The 17,022-nt window shown below is 44.8% G+C and carries 16 protein-coding genes; all 16 read right to left on the minus strand.

Going from position 1 to position 17,022, the window contains the following annotated elements; translation table 11 throughout:
* Position 1: 1 nt before the first annotated feature.
* The gene (gene fusA, locus QQL60_RS08365; RefSeq protein ID WP_007146546.1) at positions 2 to 2,092 is read right to left on the minus strand and encodes an elongation factor G; all 2,091 of its coding nucleotides are present in this window, start codon (positions 2,090 to 2,092) and stop codon (positions 2 to 4) included.
* Positions 2,093 to 2,287: 195 nt separating this feature from the next.
* Positions 2,288 to 2,590, minus strand: coding sequence for a DUF2818 family protein (locus tag QQL60_RS08370; protein WP_007146547.1), 303 nt, complete (start codon positions 2,588 to 2,590; stop codon positions 2,288 to 2,290).
* Positions 2,591 to 2,598: 8 nt separating this feature from the next.
* Positions 2,599 to 4,032: an NADH-quinone oxidoreductase subunit NuoN gene (nuoN, locus tag QQL60_RS08375; protein ID WP_284723028.1), complete on the minus strand. Its 1,434-nt coding sequence runs from the start codon at positions 4,030 to 4,032 to the stop codon at positions 2,599 to 2,601.
* Between the two features lie 14 nt (positions 4,033 to 4,046).
* On the minus strand, positions 4,047 to 5,558 hold the full coding sequence (locus tag QQL60_RS08380; RefSeq protein WP_007146549.1) for an NADH-quinone oxidoreductase subunit M: 1,512 nt from the start codon (positions 5,556 to 5,558) through the stop codon (positions 4,047 to 4,049).
* 20 nt (positions 5,559 to 5,578) lie between these two features.
* Entirely contained in the window at positions 5,579 to 7,525 is a 1,947-nt protein-coding gene (nuoL, locus tag QQL60_RS08385) for an NADH-quinone oxidoreductase subunit L (RefSeq protein WP_284723029.1), read from the minus strand.
* Between the two features lie 3 nt (positions 7,526 to 7,528).
* Positions 7,529 to 7,834, minus strand: coding sequence for an NADH-quinone oxidoreductase subunit NuoK (gene nuoK, locus QQL60_RS08390; protein ID WP_091712823.1), 306 nt, complete (start codon positions 7,832 to 7,834; stop codon positions 7,529 to 7,531).
* Positions 7,831 to 8,427 (minus strand): NADH-quinone oxidoreductase subunit J, encoded by a 597-nt coding sequence (locus tag QQL60_RS08395; protein WP_284723030.1) that lies wholly within the window; start codon positions 8,425 to 8,427, stop codon positions 7,831 to 7,833. The genes nuoK and QQL60_RS08395 overlap by 4 nt, the downstream gene beginning before the upstream one ends.
* Before the next feature lie 12 nt (positions 8,428 to 8,439).
* Positions 8,440 to 8,931, minus strand: coding sequence for an NADH-quinone oxidoreductase subunit NuoI (gene nuoI / locus QQL60_RS08400; protein WP_007146553.1), 492 nt, complete (start codon positions 8,929 to 8,931; stop codon positions 8,440 to 8,442).
* A complete protein-coding gene (gene nuoH / locus QQL60_RS08405) occupies positions 8,928 to 9,986 on the minus strand; it encodes an NADH-quinone oxidoreductase subunit NuoH (protein ID WP_273180004.1) in 1,059 nt (352 codons plus the stop codon). The genes nuoI and nuoH overlap by 4 nt, the downstream gene beginning before the upstream one ends.
* Complete coding sequence (gene nuoG, locus QQL60_RS08410; protein ID WP_284723031.1) at positions 9,983 to 12,322, minus strand: NADH-quinone oxidoreductase subunit NuoG; 2,340 nt, start codon at positions 12,320 to 12,322, stop codon at positions 9,983 to 9,985. The genes nuoH and nuoG overlap by 4 nt, the downstream gene beginning before the upstream one ends.
* A 13-nt stretch (positions 12,323 to 12,335) precedes the next feature.
* Complete coding sequence (nuoF, locus tag QQL60_RS08415; RefSeq protein WP_284450662.1) at positions 12,336 to 13,613, minus strand: NADH-quinone oxidoreductase subunit NuoF; 1,278 nt, start codon at positions 13,611 to 13,613, stop codon at positions 12,336 to 12,338.
* Complete coding sequence (gene nuoE / locus QQL60_RS08420; RefSeq protein WP_284723032.1) at positions 13,610 to 14,122, minus strand: NADH-quinone oxidoreductase subunit NuoE; 513 nt, start codon at positions 14,120 to 14,122, stop codon at positions 13,610 to 13,612. Before nuoE ends, nuoF begins: the two co-directional genes overlap by 4 nt.
* A complete protein-coding gene (locus tag QQL60_RS08425; RefSeq protein WP_284723033.1) occupies positions 14,119 to 15,372 on the minus strand; it encodes an NADH-quinone oxidoreductase subunit D in 1,254 nt (417 codons plus the stop codon). The genes nuoE and QQL60_RS08425 overlap by 4 nt, the downstream gene beginning before the upstream one ends.
* Entirely contained in the window at positions 15,372 to 16,031 is a 660-nt protein-coding gene (locus QQL60_RS08430; RefSeq protein WP_284723034.1) for an NADH-quinone oxidoreductase subunit C, read from the minus strand. Before QQL60_RS08430 ends, QQL60_RS08425 begins: the two co-directional genes overlap by 1 nt.
* A gap of 14 nt (positions 16,032 to 16,045) precedes the next feature.
* Positions 16,046 to 16,528 carry a NuoB/complex I 20 kDa subunit family protein gene (locus QQL60_RS08435; RefSeq protein WP_007146560.1) on the minus strand — a complete coding sequence of 161 codons (483 nt, stop codon included), beginning with the start codon at positions 16,526 to 16,528 and terminating at the stop codon, positions 16,046 to 16,048.
* Positions 16,519 to 16,875: an NADH-quinone oxidoreductase subunit A gene (locus tag QQL60_RS08440; RefSeq protein ID WP_007146561.1), complete on the minus strand. Its 357-nt coding sequence runs from the start codon at positions 16,873 to 16,875 to the stop codon at positions 16,519 to 16,521. The genes QQL60_RS08435 and QQL60_RS08440 overlap by 10 nt, the downstream gene beginning before the upstream one ends.
* Positions 16,876 to 17,022 lie beyond the last annotated feature (147 nt).

Below are 17,022 nucleotides of genomic sequence, written 5' to 3' on the forward strand. Positions count from 1 at the left end.
CTTATTTCTTAGCAGCTTCACGCTCTTTTGTTTCTTTGATAACTTCGTCAGCTACATTACGTGGACATGGCATGTAGTGTAAGAACTCCATAGAGAACTGACCACGACCCGATGTCATTGTACGTAGTGAACCGATGTAACCAAACATTTCACTCAGTGGCACTTCAGCTTTAATACGGACACCAGTTGCACCCGCATCCTGAGACTTGATCATACCGCGGCGACGGTTTAAGTCACCAATAACGTCACCGACATTATCTTCTGGTGTAAACACGTCAACTTTCATGATCGGCTCAAGTAACTGAGGACCCGCTTTAGGAATAGACTGACGGAAACCACCCATTGCGGCTAATTCAAACGCGATGGCAGATGAGTCAACGGCGTGGAATGAACCATCAAATAAATTCACTTTAACGTCCAGTAATGGGAAGCCGGCTAATACACCTCTACCCATCATTTTCTTGAAGCCACCCTCAACAGCAGGCCAGAATTCACGAGGAACTGTACCACCAGTTACTGTAGATTCAAAAGCAAAACCGCTACCTGGTTCACCTGGTTCAATGATGTAATCAATGCGACCGAACTGACCAGAACCACCTGATTGTTTCTTGTGCGTGTAGCTGTCTTCCACACGTTGCGTGATAGTTTCACGGTAAGCCACTTGCGGTTCACCAACGATAACGTCCACACCATGAGTACGCTTCAGGATATCTACTTTGATATCCAAATGCAGCTCACCCATACCTTTCATGATGGTTTCGCCACTGTCTTCATCGGTTTCAACACGGAATGAAGGATCTTCTTTAATCATTTTACCCAGAGCGATACCTAATTTCTCTGCCGCACCTTTATCTTTAGGTGCAATAGCGATTGAGATAACAGGATCAGGGAAGACCATTGGTTCAAGTGTTGCTGCGTTCTTCGGATCACATAATGTGTGACCTGTTTGAACATCTTTCATACCTACAATAGCGATGATGTCACCCGCGTGAGCGTAATCAAGCTCGTTACGGTCGTTCGCATGCATTTCCACCATACGACCAACGCGTTCTGTTTTACCTGTGAAGGTATTCAGAATGGTGTCACCTTTGCGAATTTCACCAGAGTAGAGTCGAACGAAGGTCAGTGCACCAAAACGGTCATCCATAATTTTGAATGCCAATGCACGTAGTGGACCATTGATATCAACAGTCGCCACTTTACCTGTTTCGTTACCTTCTAAATCGACTTCTGGTTGTGGATCCACTTCTGTTGGATCAGGCAGGTAATCAACAACAGCATCTAGTACTAATTGAAGACCTTTGTTTTTGAACGAGCTACCGCAGTAAGTTGGGAAGAACGCTAATTCTAATGTACCTTTACGGATACATTTTTTCAGTTCATCAATAGAAGGCTCTTCACCTTCCAGATATTTTTCCATCAAATCATCGTCCTGCTCAACCGCAGTTTCGATAAGTTTTTCACGCCATTCTTCGATCTGGTCAGCCATCTCTGCAGGTGGCTCTTCAATGCTGTAGTTTTCAGGATCTTTTTCGTCAGGCCAGTACCATGCTTTACGCGTTAACAGGTCAACAACACCTTTGAACTCATCTTCGATACCGATTGGCAGAACCATAACTAAAGGTGTGGCAGCAAGAACATCTTCAACTTGCTTAACAACGCGGTAGAAGTCTGCACCCATACGGTCAAGTTTGTTAACGTATATCAGACGAGATACTTCTGATTCGTTAGCATAACGCCAGTTAGTTTCTGATTGAGGCTCAACACCACCACTACCACAGAAAACACCAATACCACCGTCAAGTACTTTTAATGAACGATATACTTCGATAGTGAAGTCAACGTGTCCCGGTGTATCGATAACATTTAAACGGTAACCTTTCCATGCACACGTGGTAGCAGCAGACTGAATGGTAATACCACGTTCAGCTTCCTGATCCATGAAGTCCATAGTTGATTCACCTTCGTGAACCTCACCAGTTTTATGAATTTTACCGGTCAGTTTCAGGATACGCTCAGTTGTTGTGGTTTTACCCGCATCAACGTGGGCGAAGATACCTATATTTCTGTACTTGGATAAATCAGAAGCCATAATCCTGTCTCTATTATTTAAATGAACAATTCGTGCATTTACACGGAGTTAAACCCGCCAATTCTAAACTAGAATCTTTGTATATGCACACATTTATAAGTAAAAAAGCGACAAAGACTGCTATGTCGCCATTCAATAAATCTACTATCAGGTAATGACAGCGTGATGTTAAATCATTTGCGGAATCTATAAAGGCTATTTAAACCTGTGTTGCATCGGTACCCATTGATAACGATATACAACCCCTGGTACCGACAGCACCAAAAACAAACTCAACACTGTCACAAAAAATTCCCAACCTTGTGAGTAAACATCTCCGGAAAAGCGGATTTCAAAAGCAATACCGATAAGCAGGCTGATAAAAAAATACACGACTAATTCAAGTAACCGTATCCAGTTGGATTTTTGTTCCAGTGCATAAACAAAAAATACACGTTCGCCTATCCACGGTAGATTTGCCAATATAAAAAACAGCCCTAACATAAGCCAAATAGACATGTTGTTTCCTAAGAAAAAACGGTAGAACAAACCGACATTAATAATCCTGGAAATATCCCCAGTGCTAGCACCAATAAAGTATTAATGCTCAATACAAAACCAGCTGAACCTGAGGTATTCGCTTCATGATGGTGTTCGGCATCATCAAAATACATGACTTTTATGACACGTAAATAATAAAAAGCACCAATCACTGACATCACCACCGCAACCAACGCAACGGCTAACATATCTGCATCTACCACCGCTTTAACTACACCTAATTTGGCATAAAAACCTGCTAATGGTGGTATTCCTGCCATTGAAAACATCAAAATCAGCATTAACAAAGCCAACCACGGATGTTGTTTGCTCAGTCCTTTAAAGTCATCAATATTATCTGCTTCAAAGCCGTAACGGCTCATCAACAGAATCACACCAAAACTGCCTAATGTCATGAGGGCATATACCAAGGTATAAAACATCGAAGCGGCATAACCTGCTTCCGTACCGGCAAGTACACCCATCAATAAAAAACCGACATGAGAAATCGTAGAATACGCCAGCATGCGTTTAATATTGGTCTGAGCGATAGCCACAACATTACCGATTATCATCGATAAAACAGCCATCAACATCATCATCGGTTGCCAATAGCTTTGTAAGTCTATCAGTCCATCGACTAATAATCGAATCAACAAAGCAAAAGCAGCAATTTTAGGTGCGGCAGCAATAAAAAGCGTCATCGCTGTCGGTGCACCATGATAAACATCCGGTAACCACATATGAAACGGCACCGCGCCAAACTTAAAGCCGATACCAATAATAATAAAAACCAGTGCAAAGCTTAGGATTGTGTCATTGCTGGACGATGAATACACAGCTGTAGCAATATCCTGCAACATCAAACTTCCTGTAATGCCATAGATAATAGACATGCCATATAACAACATTCCCGAAGCAATCGCACCGAGGATGAAATATTTCATCGCAGCTTCAGTCGCAATCGCCGAATCACGATGCATTGCTACCATGGCATAAAGACACAAGGACAATAACTCCAGCCCTAAATACAAAGTCAGAAAGTGATTCGCCGACACCATAATCAACATACCCAGCGTGGCGAACAAGGCTAAAACATAAAACTCGCCTTGAAGTAATTGGCGTACCCGTAAATATTCAACGGAATATAACAAGACACACATATTCACCAGACAGATGGCTATTTTTAATACATCACTCAGGCCATCTTTAACATAAGTGTCGGAAAAGGTCTTTCCGGCTTCGCCCCAGGAAGAAACCAGGATAATCAGTACAGCAAGTAAACTTAACTGGCTGAGCCCATAGACCCAACTCACTTTTCTACTGCCGGTAAAAGCAACAAATAATAAGACAACACAAGCCATTGCCAGCATGACCATTTCAGGTAATGCAAACAACATATTTGGCACTTGGTAGTTCATTATCAATTGTCCTTTTAGAGCTTGGATTGAGACACTTGTGTTAATAAATTTTCAACAGAAGCGTGCATCACGTCTAACAATGGATCAGGCCAGAGACCTAACACTAAAACAATCACCGCTAAACTCGCTAACAGCATAAATTCACGGGTATTAATATCTTCCAGTTCAGCAACGTGTTGATTTGCCACTTCACCAAAAAAGACTCGTTTCACCATCCACAAGGTATAGGCTGCACCAAGAATTAAGGTTGTCGCTGCCAGAAAAGCAAACCAGAAATTCGCCTGAAAAGCAGCCAGAATCACCATAAACTCACCCACAAAACCTGATGTGCCTGGTAGACCGGCATTTGCCATGGCAAAAAATACCGCAAATGCCGTGAATGTCGGCATGGTATTAATAACCCCACCATAGGCACTAATTTCACGGGTATGCATCCGGTCATACAATACACCGACAGCCAAAAACATCGCTGCGGAAATAAAGCCATGTGACACCATCTGCACCATGGCCCCTTCCACCGCCAGCACTGCCCCACTACCTGTTGCTGAGTTAAAAAATATTCTGAAAACAATAAATAAGCCCAGCGTCACAAAGCCCATATGAGCAATACTCGAATAGGCAATTAATTTTTTCAGGTCCGACTGTACCAGTGCCACAAAGCCAATATAAACCACAGCAATCAATGACAAGGTAATCAATAACCAGTCAAAAACCATACTGGCATCCGGTGTAATAGGTAAGGCGAATCGGATAAAACCATAACCGCCAATCTTTAAGGTAATAGCCGCCAAAATGACTGAACCGCCGGTAGGGGCTTCAACATGTGCATCTGGTAACCAGGTATGCACTGGCCACATCGGTACTTTGACTGCAAATGCAATCAAAAAGGCAAAAAACAGCCAGGTTTGCTCGGTCATGGATAAAGTGACCGCATGATAATCCAGCAATGAAAAACTGCCTGCAACGTGATGCAAATACAGCAGAGCAATTAATAAAAACACCGAACCAAAAAACGTATACAAAAAGAATTTGATCGTGGCATAAACGCGATTCGGCCCACCCCAGATGCCGATAATCAAAAACAATGGAATCAGCATGGCTTCAAAAAACACATAAAACAATATGGCATCCAATGCTGAAAATACCGCCAGCATCAAACCTTCCATAATCAAAAAGGCAGCCAGGTAATGATTTAAGCGATATTCAATGACACGCCAGCCTGCCACTACAACCAGCAATGTCGAAATCGTTGTTAAAATGATTAACGGTAAAGAAAACCCATCAATACCAAGATGATAATTAATGGCAAACGTCGCAATCCAGGGATGCAACTCCTCAAACTGCATTTGATATGAGGTATTGTCAAAACCGATATACAGAGCGATGGATAATAAAATAGTCAGTGACGCTGTCCCCACCGCGAGCCATTTACTCAGGCATTCCCGATCATTCAAAAACAGGCATAACAAGCCTGCAGCAATGGGTAACCAGATAATCAGACTTAACAATGGGAGTTGTGTCAGCATGGTTTTCTATTCCGTCCCTGTCATGCTACAAAAAAGGTGAGTAACAGGCCCACACCAATAATCATTGCAAAGGCATAGTGATACAAATAGCCAGTCTGTATCTGTCTGGCTAAACGTGAACACCATGCCACCGTCTTGGCTGAACCATTCACCAGGGCACCATCAATCAGAATACGATCACCAACTCGCCATAAAAGCTGGCCTAGTTGACGGGAGCCACCAGCAATCACCGTCTGATTAAAGTCATCAAAACCATATTTATTGATCAGGATTCGATAAATAAACTGACCTTTATTCTGTAAAACAGCCGGTAAATCAGGTCGCCGTAAATATAAAAACCAAGCTATCACGATACCCGCCATGGCCAACCAGAACGGAGCCGCCGTGAGCCCGTGCAATATAAAGCTCAACACACCATGAAATTCTGTTGCCTGCTCAGCTAGAATTTCATGAGTTGCTGCCACATAAATAGCATCCGCAAAAAACTCACCGTAGACCACGCTACCGATCCAGTAACCAGCAATAACCGAAGGGATTGCCAGCAGTATCAATGGCAAGGTGACCACCCATGGAGACTCCTTAGGCTGATGTCCGTGCTCAGTGTTAAATCGTGGCTTACCATGGAACACCATAAAAAACAGGCGGAAACTATAAAGGGATGTGATTAATACGCCCGATAACACAGAAAAATAGGCAAAGCTATGACCGGGTATATTCGAAGCATGGACAGCCTCAATGATGGCATCTTTAGAAAAGAAGCCGGCAAAACCAGGGAAACCGATCAACGCTAAGGAACCAATCAGGCTGGTCCAGTAAGTTATCGGCATATACTTTTTCAGCCCGCCCATCTTGCGCATATCCTGCTCATGATGCATAGCGATAATCACCGAACCTGCCGCCAAGAAAAGTAAGGCTTTGAAAAAAGCATGCGTCAACAGATGGAATACACCAGCGGCATAGGCTGACACGCCTAATGCCACCGTCATATAACCTAATTGTGACAAGGTCGAATAAGCGATAACACGCTTAATATCGTTTTGAACTAACCCCAGCAGCCCCATAAAAAAGGCAGTAATGGCGCCAATAATCAGTACAAATGACAATGCTGTTTCAGAAAGCTCAAACAAAGGTGACATACGCGCCACCATGAAAATACCGGCCGTCACCATGGTCGCCGCATGGATCAGTGCTGAAATAGGCGTCGGCCCTTCCATCGAATCTGGCAACCAAACATGTAATGGTACTTGTGCAGACTTACCCATAGCACCGATAAATAATAATATGCAGGTCAGTGTCATTACCGACCATGTCACATCAGGAAACAGGCTGATGGTTTCTTCTGCCATATATGGCGCTTGTTGGAAGACAGTCACATAATCCAGACTCCCGGCATACATCAGTACCGCAGCAATGCCTAGTAAAAAGCCAAAATCCCCGACTCTATTGACCAGAAAAGCCTTAAGATTGGCGTAAATCGCCGTCGGTTTTTTATACCAAAAACCAATTAACAGGTAGGACACCAGCCCTACGGCTTCCCAACCAAAAAATAGCTGCATAAAGTTATTCGCCATCACCAGCATCAGCATGGCAAAGGTAAACAACGAAATATAACTAAAGAAACGACAATAACCATCGTCATCGTGCATATAACCAATGGTGTAGATATGCACCATCAGCGAAACAAAGGTCACCACGGTCATCATCACAGCACTTAAGCTATCAATCATAAAACCGACTTCAAGCTGCAAAGAACCAGCCTGTAACCATTGATAAACCATACCGTTATAAGTCAGCCCATCAACAGTAACAAGTTTCAGTACCCAGGCAGATAAAAAGAAAGCAACGCCTACAGAAAAAATAGTAATCCGATGCGTCCAGCTTCGTCCCAAATGGCGACCAAACAAACCTGCAGCGATACTGCCAAACAAAGGCGCGATGACAATGGCAAGCAGCAAGCTCTGTGGCATTCGTTACCCCTTTAACCTATCCAGGTCAGACACATTAATGGTGCTGAGATTACGGAATAAAACCACCAAAATGGCCAGACCAATAGCCGCTTCCGCTGCTGCCACCGTTAAAATAAAGAAGACAAATACCTGACCGGCGGGGTCTCCCAGAAAGTGCGAAAAAGCAATAAAGTTAAGATTTACCGCTAACAGCATCAATTCAATACACATCAATAAAATAATGATGTTTTTACGATTCAAAAAAATGCCCGCTAAAGACAAGCTGAACAATATGGCAGCGAGAATAAGATAGTCAGATAACACAATCATGGCTTTCTCCTCTCTCCTTCCTGTTTTTGCCGAAGATCCACCATTCTGAGCCGATCTGTCGATTTAACTGTCACCTGTTTAGCCGGATCCTGCAATTTACGGTGGTGTTCACGCAATGTCAGTGTGATGGCCGCCACAATGGCAACCGTTAAAATGACAGAGGCAATTTCAAACGGATACACATAGACGGTATACAGCAAACGTCCCAACATTTTGGTATTGCTGGCATCAGTCGCTGCGGCGGCGCTAATATTAAATTGTGGGGTATTCAATACAGCAATCATCTCTACCACAATCAACGCCGCCACAATAATGCCGAGTGGTAAATAACGTGTGAAACCTTCTTTGAGTGGAGCCAGATCAATATCCAGCATCATCACGACAAAGAGAAACAGCACCAAGACCGCCCCCACATAGACAAGGACCAGACTAATGGCAAGGAACTCTGCTTCTAGCATTAGCCAGATACCAGCACTGGTGAAAAAGGCCAACACCAGAAATAACGCTGCCCGCACAGGGTTACGTACTGTTATCACCATCGTTGCAGCAAACAATAAAATAGCCGCAAAGGTATAAAAGATAATGCTTTCCACTAGTCAGTCATCCTAACGATATGGTGCATCAGCCGCACGATCAGCAGCAATCTCTGGCTCATATTTATCCCCTATTGCCAGTAATTTATCTTTAGTCATAATTTGTTCGCCTCGATTTTCAAAGTGAAACTCAAAATGACGAGTTTCGACAATGGAATCGACCGGACAGGACTCTTCACAAAACCCACAATAAATACATTTAAACAAATCAATATCGTAACGTGTGGTGCGACGACTGCCGTCATCCCTGGGCTCGGTTTCGATAGTAATGGCTAATGCCGGACAGACAGCCTCACATAATTTACAGCCAATACAGCGTTCCTCCCCGTTCGGGTAACGCCTTAATGCATGAAGTCCTCTGAACCGGGGTGACTGAGGTGTTTTTTCTTCAGGGTATTGAACCGTCACCTTACCAGCAAATAAATAACGCCCAGTTAAACGAAGTCCCTGAATAAGCTCCCACAATAAAAAACTCTTAAAAAAATGACGGAGACCTGACATCATCCCCCTCCCGCAGTTAATACTGCACTTTCTGTGAACCAAGGCCCGATATCAAGCACTTGAGCCGTCGACACAATCACCAACCAAACAAGTGTCACCGGGATAAATATTTTCCAGCCCAAACGCATAATCTGGTCATAACGATAACGCGGAAATGTTGCTCGAAACCACAGATACATAAACAAGAATATGGCTGTTTTTGCTAATAACCACACTAAACCTGGCACCCATGCAAAAGCCGTTTCCAACACAGGGATACCATCAAACGGTGATAACCAGCCGCCCATAAATAGCGTCGCAGCCAGCATGGAAATCAAAATCATATCGGCGTATTCAGCGAGGAAAAAAATAGCAAACGCCATCCCGGAATATTCCACATGGAAACCGGCGACGATTTCAGATTCCCCTTCAGCAATATCAAACGGAGCACGGTTGGTTTCTGCCACCCCGGAGATAAAATAAACAATAAACAACGGAAACAGCGGTATGAAATACCAGTGCCAGAAGCCACCTTGCTGAGCCAGCACAATCTCACCAAGATTCAGACTGCCAGCCGCAATGAGTACACCGACCAAAGCAAATCCCATAGCAATTTCATACGACACCACTTGTGCCGCGCTGCGTAATGCGCCTAAAAAGGCATAACGAGAATTAGATGCCCAACCTGCCACCACCACGCCATATACACTCATTGAGGTGATCGCTAAGATGTACAGAAGACCGGCATCAATGTCAGCCAACACCATGCCATCATCAAACGGCATTACCGCCCAGGCCGCCAACGCTGGGCCAATCGCCAAAACTGGCGCTATCAGAAACAAATATAAATTGGATTTTGCCGGAAAAATCACTTCTTTAAGTAGCAGTTTCAGGCCATCTGCTATCGGTTGTAATAATCCCCAGGGACCGACTCTGTTAGGACCAATCCGCGTTTGTATATAACCAATCACTTTACGCTCGGCGTAAGTCAGATAAGCGACTGACAGCATTAAAGGCACAATAATTAATAAGATCTTCAGCAGATTCGGCAAGATATCCTGTAAAAACATATCGATCATGTGGCTGCCTCACTTTGAGAAACAGAGACCTGACCAAATAAGCTGACTAAGCGGTTAGCCGCATCTGTAGTGGCGGCGACATACACGCAGCCATCTGCAATATTGTCATCAATCTCTAATGGTAAGCGTACCACTTTGTCTTCTTGTGTCAGTGTCAACGGCGTTTGATGGTTCAAACCCCATTTTTCTGCTTCTTTTCTGTTGATACGGGCAAACTGGGCACGCTGAGTTTCAGGCGTTTTTTGTAATGCGTCACTGTGTCTTAGTAAAACATCAGTCCGATACATTGGCACTTCAGAAATCATCATCAACTCTGATTCTGCCGTCAATGAATCAGGGATATAAGGTGAGATCGTCTTAGCCTGCATATCGGCCTGGCTTTGTCGAATCTCATCCACAACATCTTGTGACGAAACATAGTCAAATCCTTGTATTTGGCTGACATTGCCCAGTACACGCAGAACTTTCCAACCTGGTCGACTATCGCCTCTAGGTGCAACAGCACCAGCAAACTGCTGCCATTGTTTATCCATTCCGACAAACGTGCCTGATGTTTCAGTAAAACAGGCCGTGGGTAAAATCACATCGGCCGTTTGTCTTAAAAATTCACTGTCAAAACTATGCAGCCCCACCACAAAACTAGCGCGTTTTAATGCCTGTTTGGCTATTGCTGGCACCGCAGTATCCTGTAATGCATCAAAGTCCATCAGTACATAAGCTCGCAGACTCTGTTGCCACATTTGCAGACTATTCTTAGCTGCATCACCGGGTAGCGTATTGGCAATCAAATGAGCCTGACTATTGGCTGATGGCATCACAACACAACGGCTGCCAGATAACTCGGCAATCTTCTGCACTAGAGCACGAATTTTCGCTGCATTGGGATGCTGATTGGCTAAATCTCCCACAATAAGTGTTGCATTAGTGGCATTGGATAATTGCATTGCCACATTTTGCTCAAACGCGCTGGGCGTACGTTCCGGATATAAAGCCTGCCATTCATCGTCAGTGTCATTGGCAATTGACGATAATACTTTGGCAACACCGGCTAATGTTGTGAGCATCGCATTGATATCAACAGCCATTTCATACTCAACCGGCATCAGCATATCAGTCAGGAAAAAGTTGATATTAGTTACTGACGCTCCAGCCAAGGCCGCTTGTCTTATACGATGAGCAAGGATAGGTTGTTCAGCCCGGATATTGCTGCCAATCAAGACAACAGCATCACTTTCCTGCACTTCTACCAATGTCCAATTATCCAGATAGTACTGTTCTGGATGATCTGAAAAATCCTGCTGACGCAGGCGATGGTCAATATTATCAACACCTAACCCCCGCAGCCATTTCTGAAAAAGAAACGCTTCTTCCAGGGTCGTTGTGGGGGAAATTAAGCCACCCACCTCTTCTGCTCCATGCTTGTTAATAACGGTTTGCAAACCTTTTACCGCTGTTTCCAGCACGGTTTGCCAGTCAACCACCTGCCAGTCACCCTCCACCTTAATCATCGGATCAGTCAGTCGCTTTGAATGTGCCAAACCTTGATAAGAGAACCTGTCTCTATCTGATAACCAGGCCTCATTGATAGACTCGTTATCTCTTGGCACCACACGCATCACATCATTTTGTCTGACATGCAGCTCAATATTGGAACCAATGGCATCATGAGGCGCGATAGAAGGATGGGCTTTCATTTCCCAGGCACGGGCTTTATAACGAAACGGTTTTGAGGTTAAAGCACCCACAGGGCACAGATCGATAATATTGCCGGATAGCTCTGAAACCAGACTGTGCTCGACATAGGTACCGATTTCCATATGTTCGCCGCGCCCAGTTGCCCCAAGCTCTTTAACGCCGGCGATTTCCACACCAAAGCGAACGCAACGAGTGCAATGAATGCAACGTGTCATATCGGTACGAATCAAAGGTCCGATATCCTTGTCTTTGACAACACGTTTGCCTTCTGTAAAGCGACTGATACCTTCGCCATAACCCATGGAAAGATCTTGCAACTCGCATTCACCACCCTGATCACAGATAGGGCAATCCAGCGGATGATTAATCAGCAAAAATTCCATTACACTGCGTTGAGCATTGACCGCGACTTTGGAATGAGTAAACACCTTCATGCCTTCCGTAACGGGAGTCGCGCAGGCTGGTAGCGCTTTACGGGACTTATCGACTTCGACAAGGCACATACGGCAGTTCGCCGCTATCGACAGCTTTTTGTGATAACAAAAACGCGGAATATCAATGCCCGCCTCATCAGCAGCCTGAATAATCATTTTTGTTGAATCCACTTTCAGCGGAATACCGTCAATTTCGATATTAACCATGTCTACTCAGCCTTCACGCTGTGTTATCCATACACCGACCGTGATCGATGTGGTATTGAAATTCATCACGAAAATGTTTGATGAAACTGACAACCGGGGCCGCGGCAGCATCACCCAAGGCGCAAATCGTATTGCCATTAATATTCTCAGCAACATCCACCAGCCGATCTAAATCTTCTTGTCTGCCCTGGCCTTCTTCAATCCGTTTCACGACCCGATATAACCAGCCAGTACCTTCCCGACATGGCGTACACTGACCGCACGACTCCTCATAATAAAAATAAGCAATACGCTGTAAGGCCTTTACCATACAAGTTGAATCATCCATGACAATCACCGAGCCAGCACCCAGCATTGAACGTGCTTTTGCAATGCCGTCATAGCTCATATCCAGTCCCATCATGATATCAGCGGGCACCACAGGCGTGGATGAGCCACCAGGAATCACTGCCTTTAATTGATGGCCATGTCTGACGCCACCGGCTAATTCCAATAACTCAGCAAAGGGAGTACCGAGCGGTACTTCATAGTTACCGGGTTTATTGACATGGCCGGTCATACAGAAAATTTTGCTGCCACCATTATTCGGTGTTCCCAAGTCATGAAACCAGTCAGCACCATGCTGCAAAATCACGGGTATAGACGCCAGACTTTCAGTATTGTTAATCGTGGTCGGCCTGCCATATAAGCCATAACCGGCAGGAAAAGGGGGTTTATAACGAGGCTGACCTTTTTTGCCTTCCAGTGATTCGAGTAAGGCGGTTTCTTCCCCACAAATATAAGCGCCAGCACCGATATGTGTATGCAACTGAAAATTAAAGCCACTATCCAGAATATCCTTACCTAGATAACCTGCCTCTCTGGCTTCTTCCAATGCCGCTTCAAAGCGTTCTATTGGCTCATAAAATTCACCACGAATGTAGTTGTAACCCGTTTGGGCACCGATGGTGTAACCGGCGATAATCATGCCTTCTATCACCTGGTGTGGATTAAACCTGAGAATGTCACGGTCTTTACAGGTGCCGGGCTCACCTTCATCAGAATTACAGACAATATATTTATCACCGGGCAAACGTCTGGGCATGAAGCTCCATTTCAACCCGGTAGGGAAACCGGCGCCACCACGGCCACGTAATGCCGAGTTTTTAATCTGTTCGATGATAGATTCAGGTTTGAGTTTATTACTCAAGATATTTTCAAGCACCTGATAACCACCTACCTGACGATAGGCTTCCAAGGTCCACGATGGAGACAGATGGCTGGTACGAAAGCAGACTTGATCCAGCTTCATGACTGAACCCCATCAATTAAAGCATCAATTTTTTCTTTGGTGAGATACTCATGATATTGCTTATCCATCAACAGCATTGGTGCACCGACACAAGCCCCAAGACACTCCACTTCTTTTAGCGTGAACAAACCATCTTCTGTTGTTTCCCCTGGCTTAATGGATAAGCGTCGCTGCAAATGTTCGAGAATTTCTTCTGATCCGCACAACATACAAGAGATATTGGTACACAGGCTGATCTTGTGTTTACCAACCGGCTCCATTTCAAACATGCTGTAAAAGGTAGCTACCTCGTAGACACTGATGTTTGACATGGATAAGTATTCCGCCAACGCATCCATAATGGCTCTGGAAAGCCAGCCACCATTGGCTTCTTGCAGAATATGTAAACATGGAATGACTGCCGACTGAGCCCGGCCTATCGGGTATTTGGCTATCCACTTATCCAACTCAGCACGCAACTGCTCAGTAAATAAAGTCTGTTTAGGTCCGGTTAATACCATTTCTGTCATCGGTCAATCTCACCAAACACAATATCCATCGTACCGATAATGGCAACCACATCCGCCAGCATATGCCCTTTTGCCATTTCATCCATAGCTGCCAGATGCGGGAACCCTGGCGCGCGAATTTTTACACGATAAGGCTTATTGGCCCCATCCGAAATCATATAAATACCAAACTCGCCTTTGGGATGTTCAATCGCACTGTAGACTTCACCTTCAGGGACACAATAACCTTCAGTAAATAATTTGAAATGATGGATCAAGGCTTCCATATCATTTTTCATCGTACTGCGTTTGGGTGGAGCGACTTTAGTATCGTCAACGATCACAGGCCCCGGATTCGCTTTAAGCCAATCCACACATTGTTTGATAATGCGGTTAGACTCACGCATCTCGGCTACGCGGACTAAATAACGATCGTAACAGTCGCCCTCCTTACCTATCGGAATGTCAAAGTCCAATTGGTCGTAAACTTCATAAGGCTGTTTACGGCGTAAATCCCATTCAATACCTGAACCTCGTAACATTGGCCCTGAAAAACCAAGTTGCAAGGCTCGATCCGGACTGACCACGCCAATACCGACAGTGCGTTGTTTCCAGATACGGTTGTCGGTTAATAACGTCTCGTATTCGTCGACACAATGAGGAAATCGTTGTGTGAAGTCTTCAATAAAGTCCAGCAGACTGCCTTCTCGGTTTTGATTCTTTTTCTTTATCTCTTTTTCGTTGTGCCATTTAGATGTTTGATATTGAGGCATCTTATCGGGTAAATCGCGGTAAACGCCGCCGGGACGGTAATAGGTGGCATGCATTCTTGCCCCAGATACCGCCTCGTAACAATCCATCAAATCTTCACGTTCACGAAAACAATAAAGAAAAACGGTCATCGCACCAATATCAAGGCCATGCGCTCCCAGCCACATCAAATGATTTAACACCCGGGTAATCTCATCAAACATGACGCGGATGTATTGCGCTCTGATGGGCACATCGATACCAATCAGTTTTTCGATAGCCATCACATAGGCATGTTCGTTACACATCATCGATACATAATCGAGACGGTCCATATAACCGATGCTTTGATTAAACGGCTTGGATTCAGCCAGTTTTTCGGTACCCCGATGCAACAGACCAACATGCGGATCCGCTCTGACAATGACTTCGCCATCCATTTCCAGAATAAGGCGAAGCACACCATGCGCAGCCGGATGTTGTGGACCAAAGTTCAGTGTGAAATTTTTTATCTCAGCCATTATTTCTCATCCCTGAGATAACGGTTATCGTCACGAATCACCCTGGGTACCAGGGTTCTTGGTTCAATGCTGACCGGTTCATACACCACGCGTTTCTTGTCTTCATCGTAACGCATCTCAACATTGCCAATAAGTGGGAAGTCTTTGCGAAACGGGTGGCCGACGAAGCCGTAGTCGGTCAAAATGCGACGTAAATCAGGATGACCTTCAAATAAAATACCAAACATATCAAAGGCTTCACGTTCATACCAATCTGCACACGCCCAGACACTTGTTACGCTGTCGACGAGGGGTTGTTCGGCAGCCAGTCTGACTTTTAGTCGTAAGCGTTGGTTATGTTTGATTGACTGCAACTGATAAACCACAGCAAAGCGATAACCATCCGTCACCGGTTCTGCATGACCCAATCCATCTACAGCCCGGCTAAAGCCAAACTCTGTTGATTGTTTCGTTTCCCAACTGCTACCACCGTACTCTGAGTAATCCACTCCCGCCAAATCCATCAATTGCTCAAATTGATAGTCGTCGCGTAGTGTTGTGCAAACGTTGATAAGGTGCTCTGCAGCCACATGCAAAGTGATTTCATCTCGAACCAGCTCACAGTCCAGCAAGGCTTCTGAAAAATCCTGTTCAAGTTTAGCTTTTAGGGTTTGCATCATAAAACAGGTCGCTTTCAGGGTTGTCTGGCTATGGTATTAGTACGGTGAATTTTTTTCTGCAGTTGTAATATTCCGTACAGTAATGCCTCAGCCGTTGGGGGGCAGCCCGGAACATAGATATCTACGGGTACAATCCGGTCACAACCACGGACTACAGAATAAGAGTAATGATAATAACCGCCGCCGTTAGCACAGGAACCCATTGAAATCACCCAGCGTGGTTCAGACATCTGGTCGTATACTTTACGAAGTGCCGGCGCCATTTTATTTACCAGTGTACCGGCAACGATCATTACATCAGATTGACGAGGACTGGCTCTGAATACAATGCCAAATCGGTCCAGATCATAACGTGCAGCACCCGCGTGCATCATTTCCACAGCACAGCAGGCCAGGCCAAATGTCATTGGCCATAAGGATCCGGTTCTTGCCCAATTAATCAGCTTGTCAGCAGAGGTGGTGACAACGCCTTTTTCAAGAACACCTTCTATTCCCATTCCAGCGCTCCTTTTTTCCACTCATACACAAACCCAACCACCAGAATACCCAGAAATAAGAACATGGCTAGGAGTCCGAATACACCGATCTCATCTAATACGATGGCCCAGGGGAACAGGAATGCGATTTCTAAATCGAAGATAATAAAGAGAATAGCGACGAGATAATAACGAACATCAAACTTCATGTGAGCATCTTCAAAAGGCTCGAACCCACATTCATACGCTGAGCGTTTTTCACTATCCGGATGACGAGGTCCTAATACAAAACCAGCCAGCAATGGCAGAACACCAAAGCCGATGCCGATAATGATAAACAACAAAATCGGGAGATAATTCTCCAGCATGCTGCGCTTCCTTACGATGTCTCGACAACTCAGCATGAGGGACTTGCGTCACTGCTCATGCCCCTGATTGCATTATCAACTATGACCGCAATCATCAGGATTGATACTACACACTAAAAACGCTGATGAGAAGTCACAATATTTGAT

It is taken from the genome of Methylophaga thalassica (assembly GCF_030159795.1).
GTDB classification, from domain to species: domain Bacteria; phylum Pseudomonadota; class Gammaproteobacteria; order Nitrosococcales; family Methylophagaceae; genus Methylophaga; species Methylophaga thalassica.